The organism is Streptomyces sp. NPDC126503 (genome assembly GCF_040302405.1).
Taxonomy (GTDB): Bacteria; Actinomycetota; Actinomycetes; order Streptomycetales; family Streptomycetaceae; genus Streptomyces; species Streptomyces gulbargensis.
Map to the genome: position 1 here is coordinate 131,866 of NZ_JBEORS010000001.1, position 14,765 is coordinate 146,630.

Consider the following 14,765-nt stretch of genomic DNA (forward strand, 5'->3'; position numbering starts at 1 on the left):
TTCTTCGTCCCTGTCCCCACGGGCGTCCGGAGCCGTCCCCAAGAGAGAGTGTGAGGGTGCTCGTACTCGTCGCTCCTGGCCAAGGCGCCCAGACGCCCGGCTTCCTGACTCCCTGGCTCGAACTCCCCGGTGCCGCCGACCGCCTCGCGGCCTGGTCCGACGCCATCGGGCTCGACCTCGTCCACTACGGCACGAAGGCGGGCGCGGACGAGATCCGCGACACCTCCGTGGCACAGCCGCTGCTGGTCGCGGCCGGTCTGCTCTCCGCCGCCGCCCTCGGTGACGTGACGCCCGGCGCGGTCGCCGGTCACAGCGTCGGCGAGCTCACCGCCGCCGCTCTCGCGGGTGTCCTCGACGACACCGCCGCGCTGCGTCTCGTACGGACCCGTGGTCTGGCGATGGCCGAGGCCGCCGCCATCACCCCGACCGGCATGTCGGCGCTGCTCGGCGGCGACCCCGAGGTGACCGTCCCGCACCTGGAGAAGCTGGGCCTGACCCCGGCCAACGTCAACGGCGCGGGCCAGATCGTCGCGGCCGGCACCCTGGAGCAGCTGGCCGCCCTGGAGGCGGACAAGCCCGAGGGCGTCCGCCGGGTCGTCCCGCTGACCGTGGCCGGCGCGTTCCACACGCACCACATGGCCCCGGCCGTGGAGAAGCTGGAGCGGGCTGCGGCCGGGCTGTCCCCCGCCGACCCGGCCGTGACGTACGTCTCCAACAAGGACGGGCGGGCCGTCGCCACCGGCGCCGAGGTGCTCTCCCGTCTCGTCGGCCAGGTCGCCAACCCGGTCCGCTGGGACCTGTGCATGGAGACCTTCAAGGAGCTCGGAGCGACCGCGCTGGTCGAGGTGTGCCCCGGTGGCACCTTGACCGGTCTGGCCAAGCGCGCCCTGCCGGGCGTGGCCACGGTGGCTCTCAAGACTCCCGACGACCTGGACGCGGCCCGTACGCTCATCGCCGAGCACGCGGCCGTCTGACGAGGAGTGTCGAGAACCATGTCGAAGATCAAGCCCAGCAAGGGCGCCCCGTACGCGCGGATCCTGGGAGTCGGTGGCTACCGGCCCACCAGGGTCGTGCCGAACGAGGTGATCCTCGAGAGGATCGACTCGTCCGACGAGTGGATCCGTTCGCGCTCCGGCATCGCCACGCGTCACTGGGCGTCCCCGGAGGAGACCGTCACCGCCATGTCGGTGGAGGCCTCCGGCAAGGCCATCGCGGACGCCGGGATCACCCCCGAGCAGATCGGGGCCGTGGTCGTCTCCACGGTCTCGCACTTCAAGCAGACCCCGGCCGTCGCCACCGAGATCGCCGACAAGATCGGCGCCGGCAAGCCGGCCGCGTTCGACATCTCCGCCGGCTGCGCGGGCTTCGGCTACGGCCTGACGCTCGCCAAGGGCATGATCGTCGAGGGTTCGGCGGAGTACGTGCTCGTGATCGGCGTCGAGCGGCTCAGCGACCTGACGGATCTGGAGGACCGCGCCACGGCCTTCCTCTTCGGCGACGGCGCCGGCGCCGTGGTCGTGGGTCCGTCCGACGAGCCGCACATCGGCCCCACGGTGTGGGGTTCCGAGGGCGACAAGTCCGAGACGATCAAGCAGACCGTGCCGTGGAACGAGTTCAACGTCGGCGATGTGTCGAAGCTGCCGCTGAACAACCAGGGCGAGATCAAGTTCCCGGCCATCACGCAGGAGGGCCAGGCGGTCTTCCGCTGGGCCGTCTTCGAGATGGCGAAGGTCGCCCAGCAGGCCCTGGACGCCGCCGGCATCTCGGCGGACGACCTGGACGTCTTCATCCCGCACCAGGCGAACATGCGGATCATCGACTCGATGGTGAAGACGCTCAAGCTGCCGGAGCACGTCACGGTCGCGCGTGACGTCGAGACCACGGGCAACACCTCGGCCGCCTCGATCCCGCTCGCGATGGAGCGGCTCCTGGCGACCGGGCAGGCGAAGAGCGGCGACACCGCGCTCGTCATCGGCTTCGGGGCGGGTCTCGTGTTCGCCGCGACGGTCGTTACCCTCCCCTAGGCACACCGGATCCCCGGAAGCCCCTTACCGAAGCAACCCACAGAAGGAGCGCCACCATGGCCTTCACCCAGGACCAGCTCGTCGAAGGTCTCGCCGAGATCGTCAACGAGATCGCCGGCATCCCGACCGAGGACGTGAAGCTGGACAAGTCCTTCACCGACGACCTGGACGTCGACTCGCTGTCCATGGTCGAGGTCGTCGTCGCCGCCGAGGAGCGCTTCGGCGTCAAGATCCCGGACGAGGACGTCAAGAACCTCAAGACCGTGGGCGACGCCGTCGACTACATCCTGAAGCACCAGGACGGCGGCATCTCCAAGGGCTGAACCAGCCCTCGCTGACCCGGCCAGCCACCCGGCGGTGGCGCCGTATTCCGACCATCACACACATGGAGAACGAATTCCTGTGAGCTCGACCAATCGCACCGTGGTCGTCACCGGTATCGGCGCAACCACACCGCTGGGTGGCGACTCCGCATCGACCTGGGAGGGTCTGATCGCGGGGCGTTCCGGCGTCCGGCCCCTGGAGGGCGAGCGCTTCGCCGAACTGCCCGTCCGGATCGCCGCGACGGCCGCCGTCGACCCGGCCGACGTCCTGCCCCGCCCGCTCGCCCGCAAGCTGGACCGCTCGGCGCAGTTCGCGCTGATCGCGGCCCGTGAGGCGTGGGCCGACGCGGGCTTCACCGCTCCCGCCGGCGAGGACGAGAAGGTCGTGCCCGAGCGGCTCGGCTCCGTCATCGCCTCCGGCATCGGCGGTGTCACCACCCTGCTCGACCAGTACGACGTGCTGAAGGAGAAGGGCGTCCGCCGCGTCTCCCCGCACACCGTGCCCATGCTCATGCCCAACAGCCCCTCCGCCAACGTGGGACTGGAGGTGAACGCCCGGGCGGGCGTCCACACCCCGGTCTCCGCCTGCGCGTCGGGTGCCGAGGCGATCGGTTACGCGGTCGAGATGATCCGCACCGGCCGGGCCGACGTGGTCGTGGCCGGCGGTACCGAGGCCGCGATCCACCCGCTGCCGGTCGCCGCGTTCGCCAACATGATGGCGATGTCGAAGAGCAACGACGAGCCGGCGAAGGCCTCGCGTCCGTACGACACCGACCGCGACGGCTTCGTGCTCGGCGAGGGTGCCGGTGTCGTCATCCTGGAGTCCGAGGAGCACGCCAAGGCGCGCGGCGCCCGCGTCTACTGCGAGGTGCTCGGCCAGGGCCTGTCGGCCGACAGCCACCACATCGCGCAGCCCGAGCCGACCGGCCGGGGCATCGCCGCCGCCCTGCAGAACCTGCTGGACGCGACGGACCTGAAGCCGGCCGAGGTCGTCCACCTGAACGCGCACGCCACGTCGACGCCGCAGGGTGACGTCGCCGAGATCAAGGCGCTGCGGAAGGTCCTGGGCGACGACCTGGACCATGTCGCGGTCTCGGCGACGAAGTCGATGACCGGTCACCTCCTCGGCGGCGCGGGCGGCATCGAGACCGTCGCGACGGTCCTGGCGCTCCACCACCGTCTGGCCCCGCCGACGATCAACGTCGACCAGCTCGACCCGGAGGTCGACGCGGACATCGTCCGTGACGAGCCCCGTGAGCTGCCGCAGGGCACGATCGCCGCGATCAACAACTCGTTCGGCTTCGGCGGCCACAACGTGGTCCTCGCCTTCCGGACCGTCTGACGCACGGCGCGCACGCGTGAGAGGCCCGCTCCCCTGCTGGGGGAGCGGGCCTTCGGCGTGTGGGGGGCCGGGGGTCAGACGACCTGGTGCAGCCAGCGGACCGGGGCGCCCTCGCCCGCGTACCGGAAGGGCTCCAGCTCGTCGTCCCAGGGCTTGCCGAGCAGCTTGGCGATCTCCGCCTCCAGCTGGGTCTCGCCCTGCGCGGCGCGGGCGAGGGCGGCCCGCAGCCGGTCCTCGGGGATCAGGATGTCGCCGTGCATGCCCGTGACGGCGTGGAAGATGCCCAGGTCGGGGGTGGCGCTGTACCGCTCGCCCTCGGCGGTGGGGCAGGGCTCCGCCGTGACCTCGAAGCGGAGCATCTGCCAGCCGCGCAGCGCGGAGGCCAGCTTGGAGGCGGTGCCGGTCTCGCCCTGCCAGGAGAACTCGGCTCTCCAGGTGCCGGGGGACGCCGGCTGACGGATCCAGTCGAGCTGGACCCTCGCACCGAGGACGCCCGCCACCGCCCATTCGACGTGCGGGCACAGCGCGCGCGGTGCGGAGTGAACGTACAGAACTCCACGTGTCGTCACCGGGACCTCCAGTGTGGGACGAGGTTCGCCTTTCCCAGCGGCCTCAGTAAACAGCATCAGGCGCGAAGCTTCGCAAACCATCAAAATTAGGACAGCATGTGACGTGATGTAATTTACCGGAGCCGGTCGGCAAGGTGCCTCTGGTTCGACGGGGGAAAAGCTACCGTGCCGCACCGTCATCGGGGTGACGTACGGTCGGTCCGGGGGCGGGTGAACACGAAGCTTTCACCCACCAGGACGCCGGAGGAGGGGCCCTCGGATGCACGGCCGACGCCGTTTCCGTACCGCCGCCGTCGCCGCCGCGGCGGTGACGCTGCTCGGCGCGGGCACGCTGTCGGGCTGTTCCGCCGGTGCCGGGCGGCCGCCGGCGGCCGTCACGGGTACGGCGCCCTCCGCCACGGGTACGGCTCCGGCGCCCCGCGCGGCCGCTTCCCCGCCCCCCGAACCGGCGCGGGCGCCCTGGCTCGGCTCCCCCGTGTCCGTCGCCGCCGTCGGGGACTCCATCACGCGCGCCTACGACGCCTGCGGGGTGCTCGCCGACTGCCCGGAGGCCTCCTGGGCGACCGGGACGGACCCGGCCGTCAACAGCCTGGCCCTGCGGCTGCTCGGGCCCGCGCGGGTGACCACGCACAGCTGGAACCTGGCCCGGTCCGGCTCGCGGATGGTGGAGCTCCCCGAGCAGATGGCCCGCGCCGCCGCGCACCGGCCCGCCCTGGTGACGGTGATGACGGGGGCCAACGACGCCTGCCGGAAGACCCCCGATCTGATGACGCCCGTGGAGGACTTCCGCTTCTTCTTCGAGACGGCGCTCGCCCGGCTCCGGGAGGAGTCCCCGCGGACGCGGGTGTACGTGGCGAGCGTGCCCGATCTGATGCGGCTGTGGTCGACGGGGCGGCTCAGCCCGATGGCCCGCGAGGTGTGGAAGCTGGGCGTCTGCGGGTCGATGCTGGCGGACCCGCAGGACGGCGGCCCGGCGGCGGAGCGCCGCAGGGCCCGCGTCCAGGAACGGGTGCGCGCCTACAACGAGGTCCTGGCGGAGGTGTGCGCGAAGGACCGGCTCTGCCGGTACGACGGCGGGGCGGTGTTCCGATTCCGTTTCGACGGCGCCCAGTTGAGCCCCTGGGACTGGTTCCACCCGAGCCGTGACGGCCAGGCGCGGCTGGCCGAGCTGGCGTACCGGCGGATCACGGGACCCTGACCCCGGCACGGCCTACAGCTTCAAGGGCGCGGTGAGCCGGACGTCCGTCAGGGAGTGCGCGGCCAGCAGCCGGTAGGTGCCGGGCACCGTCGTCCACGCGTGCCGCTCCTCGTCCCAGATCTCGAAGGCGCGGCGCGGCAGGGGGACGCGCGTCTCGACGGTCTCGCCGGGGGCGGCCTCGACGCTCGCGAAGGCGGCGAGCCAGCGCGCCGGGCGTTCGGCCGGGTCGTCCTCGGGGGCCAGGTAGAGCTGGACGGTCTCGCGGCCGGGGCGGTCGCCGGTGTTGGTGAGGCGGACGGTGGCCCGGTCCGGGGTGGCGTCGAGGGAGTCGTACGACCAGGTGGTGTAGCCGAGGCCGTGGCCGAAGGGGTACGCGGGGGCGGTGCAGGCCCGGTCCCAGGCGCGGTAGCCGATGAAGAGGCCCTCGCGGTAGGGGAGGGTTCCGCCGGTGGGGGTGACGTCGGTGACGGGGGCGTCGGCGAGGGTGGCGGGCCAGGTGGTGGGGAGCCGTCCGCCGGGCTCCGCGGCGCCGGTGAGGACGTCGGCGAGGGCGGCGCCGCCCTCCTGCCCGGGGAACCAGGTGAGCAGGACCGCGGCCACGTCCCCGCGCCAGGGCATCTCCACCGGGGCGCCGGAGTTGACGACCACGACGGTGTGCGGATTGGCGGCGGCGACGGCCCGGACGAGGTCGTCCTGGCGGCCGGGGAGGGCGAGGTCCCGGCGGTCGAAGCCCTCGGACTCGACGCGTTCGGTGGTGGCGACGACCACGACGGCGGTGTCGGCGGCGCGGGCCGCCTCGGCCGCTTCGGTGATCAGTTCGCCGGGGTCTCGGCGCGGACGCAGGTGGACGAAGGAGAACATGACCGCCGGGAGGGGGGCGGCGAACTCCTTGTCGAGGGTGTGGAGGAGGGACACCTCGACCGTCTCGCCCGCGGTGAGGTCGACGGTGCCGCGCTCGACCGGGGAGCCGAGGAAGGCCTCGAAGGGGTCGGTCTCGGGGCCCATGGCCTGGACGCCCTCGAAGAGGACGCGACCGGCGACGGTGAGGGTGAAGGCGCCGAGCCCCCGGGTCCCGAAGGAGTGCGCACCGGTCTCGCGCGGGGTGAAGGTACCGGTGATCTCGACGGAGGCGAGGTTCTCGTGGGTGACGCCCGCGGGGAGGTCGTCACCGATCCACTGGATCTGGCCGGTGGGCAGGCCGCCCTCGCCGATGACGGCGCCTTCGGCGTCGCGGCACACCGCGCGGAGGGTGAAGCCCGGCCCGGCGGGAGCGGGTTCGTCGCCCGGGTCGGCGCCGATCGAGAAGGTGAGCGTCCCCTCGGGGAGGGCGGCGGTGAGTCCGTCCAGCGGCGAGACCACATGGCCGGGGAAGACCTGGGCGGAGCCGCCGCCGAGGACGCGGGCGTCACGGGCGGCGGCTCCGGAGAGGGCGACGGTGGTGCCGGGCGCGAGGGGCAGGGCGCCGTTCTCGTTCCGCAGGAGGACGAAGCCCCGGCGGGCGATCTCGCGGGCGAGGGCGGCGCCGTCGGCCGGGGCCGGGTGAGTGGTGACGGCCGGCGGGACGCCGTCGAGGGCGCCGACACGGGCGGCGAGCCGCAGGACGTTCCGTACGGCCCTGTCGACGGCGGACTCGGGGACCTCGCCGGCCCGGACCGCGGCGGCGAGGGCCTCGCCGTGGACGGTGGCGGGGCCGGGCATGGCGACGTCGAGGCCACCGGTGATGCCTCCGGTGGTGGAGCGGGCGGCCAGCCAGTCGGAGACGTTGACGCCGTCGAAGCCCCATTCCCGGCGCAGGACGCCGTTGACGAGGTGCCCGTGCTCGGTCATGGTCACGCCGTTGACCTGGTTGTAGGCGGTCATGACGGCCCAGGGGCGGGCCTGCCGGGCGATGGCCTCGAAGGGGGCGAGGTACAGCTCGCGCAGCGGTCGCGGGGCGACCCGGTTGTCCACGGTGAAGCGGTCGGTCTCGGCGTCGTTGGCGACGAAGTGCTTGACGGTGGCGGCGACGCCGCCGTCCTGGACGCCCAGGACGTAGCCGGTGCCGATCGCGCCGGTGAGGTGGGGGTCCTCGCTGTAGGCCTCGAAGTGGCGTCCGCCGAGCGGGGAGCGGTGGAGGTTGACGGTGGGGGCGAGGAGGACGTGGACGCCCTTGCGGCGGGCCTCCTGGGCGAGGAGGCGGCCGGCGCGGCGGGCGAGGCCGGGGTCCCAGGCCGCGGCGAGCGCGGTCGGCGAGGGCAGGGCGACGGAAGGGTCGTCGGGGGTCCAGCGGACGCCGCGGACGCCGACGGGTCCGTCGGACATGACCAGGGAGCGCAGTCCGATGCCGGGGACGGCGGGCAGGGACCACATGTCCTGCCCGGCGAGCAGCCGCGCCTTGGTGTCCAGGTCGAGCCCCGCCAGGGCGGCGTCGACGGCCGCCTCCCGCGCGGCCTCCGCCGCCCCGCTGGGGTCCGCCGTGTCCGGGTCCCCGATGTCCCCGTGGCTTCCGCCGTCGGTCCGCGCCATGGCCGTACCTCCTCGTCGACGTACCGGTGGCGTCATGGTGCACCCGGAAACCAGTGGACCGGTAGGCGATGAGACCTTTTCGTTATCTCCAGGGGTGGGGGTACGGTCCTGTCGACGGAGCTGCGAGAGGGGGCCGGGACGATGGCGCGGGCCAGGAGCGAGGAGCGGCGCGCGGAGATCCTGCGCGCCACGCTCGAAGTGATCGCCGAGCGGGGCTACCGGGGCGCCACCCTGGGGTCGGTGGCCGAGCGCGTCGGCCTGACCCAGCAGGGGCTGCTGCACTACTTCCCGACCAAGGACGCGCTGCTCGTCGCCGTCCTCGCGGAGCGCGACCACTGGGACACGAGCGGCGGGCCGGGGCGGGACGGCTGGCGGCTCGAACTCCTGGACTCCCTGGTCGAGTACAACGCGATGCGGCCGGGCATCGTGCAGACCTTCTCCGCGCTGCTCGGCGAGAGCGTGACGGACGGCCACCCGGCCCGGGAGTTCTTCACCGAGCGGTACGCCCAGGTGCGGGAGAACATGGCCCGGGTGCTGCGCCTGGAGTTCGGCGAGCGCCTGCCGGGCGGCCTGACGCCCGAGCGCGCCGCCCCGCTCCTGACGGCGGTGATGGACGGACTCCAGTACCAGTGGCTCCTGGACCCCTCGGCCGTCGACATGCCCGCCGCCTTCCGGGACTTCCTCGGCCTGCTGTACGGGGAGGGGCGCGGCGGGCCCGAGTGACGCCCCCCGGGTCAGCGGGCGACGGCGGCGAGGTCCTCCGCGAGGAGGGCCGGGTCGGCGGTCAGGGCGGCGCGGACGGCCTCCAGGACCGGCAGCCGCGCCGGGGTGGCCGTGGTGGCGAGGGTGACGTCCTTGGCGGCGAGCGCGACCGGGAAGTGCGAGCCGGTGGCGGTGGCCCGGGCGACGGCGCCCGCCAGCGGCCCCTGGCTGAGGGTCCGCAGGGCCAGGTCCCGGGGCAGGCCCAGCGCTTCCGCGAGCGCGAGGGCCTCGCCGACCAGGGCGACCCCGCCGATCGCGGCGTTGATGAGGACCAGTTTGAGCGCGGCGCCCGCGCCGGGCCCGCCGCAGGCGGTGACCGTGCCGAGCCGCTCCAGGATCCCCGCGACCGGCGTGGTGTCGCCGCCGGCGAGGATCAGCAGCTCGCCGGAGGCGGCCCGGTCGACGCTGCCCATCACCGGGGCGTCGATCAGGGTGACCCCGGCGGGGAGGCGGCCCGTGAGCTCGCGGACCGCCCCGGGGCCGACGGTGGAGGTGTCGACCCAGATCGTGCCCGGGCGCAGCGCCGGGACGAGCGCGTCCGCGACGGCGAGGGCGGCGGCGGGGTCCGCCAGCATGGTCAGGACGACGTCGGCGTCCCGCACGGCCCCGGCCGGATCGGTGGCGCGGACGGCGCCCGCGGCGACCAGGGCGTCGGCCTTGGCGGCCGTACGGTTCCAGACGGTGAGGGCGTGGCCCGCGTCGAGCAGGCGGCGGGCCATGGGCAGGCCCATGGAGCCGGTGCCGAGGAAGGCGATCCGCTGCGAAGGGGGCCCGTCGGTGGGCCCGTTGACGGTGGTGAGGTCCATGCCCTCGACGCTAGGGCCGACCCCGCCATGCGACCAGCGAATGTCTAGCATGGCTGCCATGCCCTTCCCTCATGGCTTGTACGAGGTGTTCCTCGCCGTCGCCCGTGCGGGGTCGTTCACGGCCGCCGCGCAGGCGCTGGGTTACACACAGTCCGCCGTCTCGCGGCAGGTGCAGTCGCTGGAGGCGGAGGTCGGCGCGGAGCTGTTCGAGCGGCTGCCGCGCGGGGTGCGGCTGAGCGAGGCGGGCCGGGTGCTGCTGCCGCACGCGGAGGCCGTACGGGACCGGCTGTCCGCCGCGCGGGCCGAACTGGAGGCGCTGCGCACCCTGGACGGGGGGCTGCTGCGGCTCGGGGCCTTCTCCAGCGCGACCGCCGCCCTGGTCCCCCGGGCGCAGGCGGCGTTCCGGGAGCGGCACCCGGGTGTGGCGGTGACCCGGGTCGAGGGGCCGTCGGGCAAGCACCTGGGGCTGGTCGCGGCCGGGGAGGAGGACCTGGCGGTGGTGAGCCCGCCGCCCGGCACTCCCCCGCCGCCGGGCGTGACGCTCCACCACCTGCTCGACGAGCCGGTGCTCGTGGCCCTGGGCCGGGACCACCCGTGCGCGGGGCGGCAGGCGGTGCGGCTCGCGGAGCTGGCGGAGGAGGAGTGGATCGTGGGGCGGGAGCGCCTGGAGGACACGCTGTTCCGTCCGGTGGTGGCCGCCGGGTTCCGGCCGCGCACGGGGCTCCTGGCGCACGACTGGATCGCCAAGCTGGGGGCGGTGGCCGCCGGACTGGGGGTCACCCTGGTGCCGGCGCTCGCGGCGGCGGCGGTGCGGCCGGACGTGGCGCTGGTGGCGGTCGATCCCGGGGACGTGCCGTACCGGGCGGTGCACGTGGCCGCGCCCGGGGTGCCGACCGTGGCGGCGGGCGCCTTCCTGGGACTGCTGCGGGCGACGGCGGCGGAGCTGTCCGCCTCCTGGCGCCTCCACCCGGAGAGTTAAGACCTCAACTGCTCCCTTGCCCCTTACCCCGGGGCAGGGGATGATGGTCCCCATGATCGTCGCTGCCACCCAGTTCGCCCCGGTCGCCGGGGACGTCGACGCCAACGTCCGTACGATCGCGGGGCTCGTCCGGGAAGCCGGGGCGGCGGGGGCACGGGTCGCCGTCTTCGCCGAGCTCTGCCTGACCGGCTACGAGCCGAGCCTGATCCGGGACGTCCCCCACCTGGTCCTCACCGAGGACGACCCCCGACTCGGCCCCGTACGGGAGGCGTGCCGCGCGGCCGGTCTCGCGGCCGTGGTCAACGGGCCCGTGGCGACCGCCGGTTCGCGACCCGGCATCACCACGCTGGTCATCGGCCCGGACGGCTCGCTCCTCACCCGCTACGACAAGCAGCACCTGTACGGGATCGAGGCGGAGGTCTTCGCGCCGGGCACCGCCGACGGGCGGTTCGTCCTCGACGGGGTCCGCTTCGCCCTCGCCACCTGCTACGACAACCGCTTCCCCGCCCTCGCGGAGCGCGCGGTGGCCGACGACTGCGCGGTGTACCTGGCCAGTTCGGTGCTGGCGGCGGACAACGACTCCTTCGAGACGGTGTATCCGGTACGGGCCGGGGAGTTCGGCCTCCCGGTGGTGCTCGGCAACGTCCTGGGGCCCAACGAGGACGGCACGGGCGGCGGCCGCGCGGGCGCCTGGGGCCCGGACGGCGAGCGGATCGCGGACGCGGGCCCGGACAAGCCGGGGTTCGCGCTCGCCGCGGTGGGCTGAGGCGCGGGGCGGCACGGGACCGGGCGGCCCGGCGCGTCCGGCGGGGGGCCGGGCGGCGGGTGCCGCCCGGCCCCCGCGCCAGGGGTCAGCCGTAGGAGAGGTCTCCGGCGGAGTAGCGGCAGGTGGTGCCGTCGGGGCCGGTGCCGATCTCCTGGGGCTCCTTGCCGGTGTTGTTGCCGGTGAAGCGGACGCACGGCTTGATCTTCTTCTTGGCGTCGCCGTGGATCCGGACGTTCCGCAGGGTCGCGGTGTCGCCGTAGTTGGCGTTCACGCCGACGATCGACGTGCCGGGGGCGGTGATGTCGACGTCGTTGACGAGGATCGTGCGGGGGTACTGCTTCTTGCAGTTGCCGCAGGAGCGGACCAGCTTGCCGAAGTCGGCGACCTGGAACTTGGTCACGACGAGCTTGCCCGCGCCGTTGAACTGGAAGACCTTGTCGGAGGCGCCGCGTGCGCCACCGCCGTACACCGCGTACACGGCCGACTTCGACGTGCCCTTGAAGCTGGCGGCGTCCTCGCCGACGTTCTCCCACCAGACGTTCTGGAGGGTGCAGCTGCCCAGGCAGTGGACGCCGTCGGCCGCCGGGGTGCCGATGATCACGTTCTTGAGGACGGCGCCGTCCGCGAGGACGAACAGCGGCTTCTGGCTCTCGTCCTGCCCGTCCGAGCCCAGCTCGCCGGTGCCGTGGAAGCGCTTGAGTCCGCCGTCGTAGGTCCCGGAGACCGGGATGGAGGCCGGCACCGGCTCGGTGCCCTTCGCCCGGGGCCAGGCGGCGGGCGCCGCCGCGGCCCGCGCCGCCGCCGGGGCCGCGCCCGCTCCCGTACCGGCGCCGTTGTGGGTGGCGGCGCCGGCCGGGGCCGGCAGGCTGGTGGTGAGCACGGCCGCGCCGGTGACGCCGAGGGCGCCCAGGGCGCCGGCGATCGCCCGCCGGCGACCGGTCTTCCGCTTGTGGGAGGTCATCGCGTTCTTACTTCCTCAGGTGGGGGATGTCGTGCACCCCCTGGTCGCCACCGGAGGAAGGAAGGTTGCCGCCGTTCCGGGCCCTTTCCCGGGCGTGCGGGTCACCGGGCTCGCCGGTGCCGCCCGCCTCATCGGTGCCACCGGTCTCGCCGCGCAGATCGCGGACCATGAGCGTGGCGCCGGCGACGGCTCCCGGCATCAGGAAGACGGCGACGAAGGGGACGAGGAAGGCGAGGGTCAGCGGCACGCCGAAGCCCAGGGTGGCGAGGCGGCGGCCGCGCAGCAGCGCGAGCCGCTCCTTCACCTCGACGCCCCGGCGCTGGAGGGCGACGGCGGTGAGCTCCTCGGCGAGGAAGAAGCCGGAGACGCAGAAGCCGAGGACGGGGACGACCGTCTGGCCGACGACGGGGATGAATCCGCAGGCGAACAGCAGCACGCCGTAGAAGGCGACGCGCAGGACGATCCGCAGGCTGTCGCGGGCCGAGATCCACAGCTCGCGCCAGAGGGGCAGCCCGGACTCGGGCACCTCACCGCCCTGGCTGCGGTCGACCTCCTCGGAGAGCGACTCGTAGAAGGGCTGGCCGACCAGGAGCGTCACGGCGGTGAAGGTGACGACGGCGAGGAAGAGGCCGAAGACGAAGACCAGGGCGGTGAGGGTGCCCCGGAAGAAGCCCTGCCAGGGGGAGCCCCAGTCGTCGGCGAACGGGGTCGCCCAGGCGGCGAGGTCGTCGGCCCCGTAGCCGAGTCCGACGAGCGCGCCCGCGTAGAGGACGAGCGTCACCAGTCCGGGCAGCAGCCCGAACCCGAACCACCGTCCGTGCCGGCCGACCCACTTCTGGCCCTGTACCAGGTACTTGAAACCCACCCCGAGATCACGCATGGGGATCACCCTATCCGGGGGCCCGCGGCACGCCGGAACGGCGAAGGGCCGCACCCCGGTCGGTCGGGGTGCGGCCCTTCTCCAGTCTGCGCGACCGTGACTCAGACGGCGAGCTCGACCGTGATGTTGCCGCGGGTCGCCTTGGAGTACGGGCAGACCTGGTGGGCCTTCTCGATCAGGCTCTTGGCCGTCTCGGCGTCCACGTTGGGGATGGTCGCCGAGATCTTCACGATGAGGCCGAAACCGCCGTCGTTCTTGCCGATGCCGACCTCGGCGGTGACCGTCGAGCCGGAGATGTCGGCGTTCTCGTTGCGGGCCACGACGCCGAGCGCGCCCTGGAAGCAGGCGCTGTAGCCGGCCGCGAACAGCTGCTCGGGGTTGGTGCCCTCACCGGAGCCGCCCATCTCCTTGGGCGGGTTGACCACGACGTCGAGCTTGCCGTCGTCGGTGGCGACCCGGCCGTCGCGGCCGTTCTCGGCGGTGGCCACGGCGGTGTAGAGGACGTCGGAACGGCTGATGGCAGTGCTGGACATACTGATGTCTTCCTTCTTCGGTTCGCCGCGACTCGCGCCCACGATCGCGGCGGCTGAGGGAAGACTAGCGGGTCAGTGTGACGATCATCTTTCCGGTGTTGTCGCCGCGGAGCAGACCGAGGAAGGCCTCCACGCCGTTCTCCACGCCCTCGACGAGGGTCTCGCGGTACTTGAGCTCGCCGGAGCGCAGCCAGCCGCCGACCTCCTGCACGAAGCGGTCCTGGAGGCCGTAGTGGTCGCCGACGAGGACGCCCTGGAGGCGCAGGCGCTTGCCGATGATCAGCGCCATGTTGCGCGGGCCGGGGACCGGCTCGGTGTCGTTGTACTGCGCGATCATGCCGCAGATGGCGGCGCGGCCGTGCACGTTGAGCGAGGAGATCGCGGCTTCGAGGTGCTCGCCGCCGACGTTGTCGAAGTAGACGTCGATGCCGTCCGGGGCGGCCTCGCGCAGCTGGTCCTTGACCGGGCCGTCCTTGTAGTTGAAGGCGGCGTCGAAGCCCAGCTCCTCCACGAGGAACTTCACCTTCTCGTCGGAGCCGGCCGAGCCGATCACCCGGGAGGCGCCCTTGAGCCTGGCCAGCTGGCCGACCTGGCTGCCGACGGCACCGGCGGCGCCGGAGACGAACACCGCGTCGCCCTCCTTGAAGGAGGCGGTCTCGAAGAGGCCCGCGTAGGCGGTGAGGCCGGGCATGCCGAGCACGCCGAGGTAGGTGGAGAGCGGGGCGAGCTCCGGGTCGACCTTGGTGGCGTGCTGGGCGGGCACGTGGGCGTACTCGCGCCAGCCGAGGCCGTGCAGGACGTGGTCGCCGACGGCGAAGCCCTCGGCGTTGGACGCGACGACCTCGCCGACCGCGCCGCCGTCCATGGGGTGGTCCAGCTTGAACGGCGGGACGTACGACTTCACGTCGTTCATCCGGCCGCGCATGTACGGGTCGACCGAGAAGTGCAGGTTGCGTACGAGGATCCGGCCCTCGGCGGGCTGCGGGACCGGGACCTCACGGAGGGCGAAGTCGGACGCGACGGGCCAGCCGTGGGGACGGGACACGAGGTGCCATTCGCGGCTGGTCGCGGGAAGTGCGGACATGAGCACGGCCTCCTGAGGGAAAACTATTTCACT

Annotated in this window: 15 protein-coding genes; 8 read left to right on the forward strand and 7 right to left on the reverse strand. The window is 73.4% G+C overall.

Going from position 1 to position 14,765, the window contains the following annotated elements:
* Window positions 1–56 precede the first annotated feature (56 nt).
* The 4 genes from ABTY40_RS00705 to fabF all read left to right on the forward strand — a co-directional run bounded on the left by ABTY40_RS00705 (window position 57) and on the right by fabF (window position 3,689).
* Window positions 57–974 (forward strand): ACP S-malonyltransferase, encoded by a 918-nt coding sequence (locus ABTY40_RS00705; RefSeq protein ID WP_352057527.1) that lies wholly within the window; start codon window positions 57–59, stop codon window positions 972–974.
* An 18-nt stretch (window positions 975–992) separates the two neighbouring features.
* Window positions 993–2,024 carry a ketoacyl-ACP synthase III gene (locus ABTY40_RS00710; RefSeq protein ID WP_352057528.1) on the forward strand — a complete coding sequence of 344 codons (1,032 nt, stop codon included), beginning with the start codon at window positions 993–995 and terminating at the stop codon, window positions 2,022–2,024.
* Between the two features lie 56 nt (window positions 2,025–2,080).
* The gene (locus tag ABTY40_RS00715; RefSeq protein ID WP_309052053.1) at window positions 2,081–2,347 is read left to right on the forward strand and encodes an acyl carrier protein; all 267 of its coding nucleotides are present in this window, start codon (window positions 2,081–2,083) and stop codon (window positions 2,345–2,347) included.
* A 79-nt stretch (window positions 2,348–2,426) separates the two neighbouring features.
* On the forward strand, window positions 2,427–3,689 hold the full coding sequence (gene fabF / locus ABTY40_RS00720) for a beta-ketoacyl-ACP synthase II (RefSeq protein WP_352057529.1): 1,263 nt from the start codon (window positions 2,427–2,429) through the stop codon (window positions 3,687–3,689).
* A gap of 74 nt (window positions 3,690–3,763) precedes the next feature.
* Here the strand turns inward: fabF and ABTY40_RS00725 are convergent, their stop codons facing one another.
* Window positions 3,764–4,258, reverse strand: coding sequence for a DUF3145 domain-containing protein (locus tag ABTY40_RS00725; RefSeq protein ID WP_345283581.1), 495 nt, complete (start codon window positions 4,256–4,258; stop codon window positions 3,764–3,766).
* 259 nt (window positions 4,259–4,517) lie between these two features.
* Here ABTY40_RS00725 and ABTY40_RS00730 point away from each other — a divergent pair, with 259 nt between their 5' ends.
* The gene (locus tag ABTY40_RS00730; RefSeq protein ID WP_352057530.1) at window positions 4,518–5,456 is read left to right on the forward strand and encodes an SGNH/GDSL hydrolase family protein; all 939 of its coding nucleotides are present in this window, start codon (window positions 4,518–4,520) and stop codon (window positions 5,454–5,456) included.
* 12 nt (window positions 5,457–5,468) lie between these two features.
* Here the strand turns inward: ABTY40_RS00730 and ABTY40_RS00735 are convergent, their stop codons facing one another.
* On the reverse strand, window positions 5,469–7,961 hold the full coding sequence (locus ABTY40_RS00735) for a glycoside hydrolase family 3 protein (RefSeq protein ID WP_352057531.1): 2,493 nt from the start codon (window positions 7,959–7,961) through the stop codon (window positions 5,469–5,471).
* Window positions 7,962–8,102: 141 nt separating this feature from the next.
* Here ABTY40_RS00735 and ABTY40_RS00740 point away from each other — a divergent pair, with 141 nt between their 5' ends.
* The gene (locus ABTY40_RS00740) at window positions 8,103–8,684 is read left to right on the forward strand and encodes a TetR/AcrR family transcriptional regulator (RefSeq protein WP_352057532.1); all 582 of its coding nucleotides are present in this window, start codon (window positions 8,103–8,105) and stop codon (window positions 8,682–8,684) included.
* Window positions 8,685–8,695: 11 nt separating this feature from the next.
* Here ABTY40_RS00740 and ABTY40_RS00745 read toward each other — a convergent pair whose 3' ends face one another.
* Window positions 8,696–9,529 (reverse strand): NAD(P)-dependent oxidoreductase, encoded by an 834-nt coding sequence (locus tag ABTY40_RS00745; RefSeq protein WP_352057533.1) that lies wholly within the window; start codon window positions 9,527–9,529, stop codon window positions 8,696–8,698.
* A 49-nt stretch (window positions 9,530–9,578) separates the two neighbouring features.
* Between ABTY40_RS00745 and ABTY40_RS00750 the strand changes: the two genes are divergently transcribed.
* Together ABTY40_RS00750 and ABTY40_RS00755 are read left to right on the forward strand one after the other, a co-directional pair.
* Window positions 9,579–10,508, forward strand: a complete 930-nt coding sequence (locus tag ABTY40_RS00750; RefSeq protein ID WP_502990451.1) for a LysR family transcriptional regulator — start codon at window positions 9,579–9,581, stop codon at window positions 10,506–10,508.
* A 52-nt stretch (window positions 10,509–10,560) separates the two neighbouring features.
* Window positions 10,561–11,274 (forward strand): carbon-nitrogen hydrolase family protein, encoded by a 714-nt coding sequence (locus tag ABTY40_RS00755; protein WP_352057535.1) that lies wholly within the window; start codon window positions 10,561–10,563, stop codon window positions 11,272–11,274.
* A gap of 85 nt (window positions 11,275–11,359) precedes the next feature.
* Here ABTY40_RS00755 and ABTY40_RS00760 read toward each other — a convergent pair whose 3' ends face one another.
* The 4 genes from ABTY40_RS00760 to ABTY40_RS00775 all read right to left on the reverse strand — a co-directional run bounded on the left by ABTY40_RS00760 (window position 11,360) and on the right by ABTY40_RS00775 (window position 14,732).
* On the reverse strand, window positions 11,360–12,235 hold the full coding sequence (locus ABTY40_RS00760) for a pectate lyase (RefSeq protein ID WP_352057536.1): 876 nt from the start codon (window positions 12,233–12,235) through the stop codon (window positions 11,360–11,362).
* A 7-nt stretch (window positions 12,236–12,242) separates the two neighbouring features.
* Window positions 12,243–13,115, reverse strand: coding sequence for an EI24 domain-containing protein (locus tag ABTY40_RS00765; protein WP_352057537.1), 873 nt, complete (start codon window positions 13,113–13,115; stop codon window positions 12,243–12,245).
* A 101-nt stretch (window positions 13,116–13,216) separates the two neighbouring features.
* Window positions 13,217–13,648: an organic hydroperoxide resistance protein gene (locus tag ABTY40_RS00770; RefSeq protein WP_352057538.1), complete on the reverse strand. Its 432-nt coding sequence runs from the start codon at window positions 13,646–13,648 to the stop codon at window positions 13,217–13,219.
* Between the two features lie 64 nt (window positions 13,649–13,712).
* The gene (locus ABTY40_RS00775; protein WP_309056804.1) at window positions 13,713–14,732 is read right to left on the reverse strand and encodes an NADP-dependent oxidoreductase; all 1,020 of its coding nucleotides are present in this window, start codon (window positions 14,730–14,732) and stop codon (window positions 13,713–13,715) included.
* Window positions 14,733–14,765 lie beyond the last annotated feature (33 nt).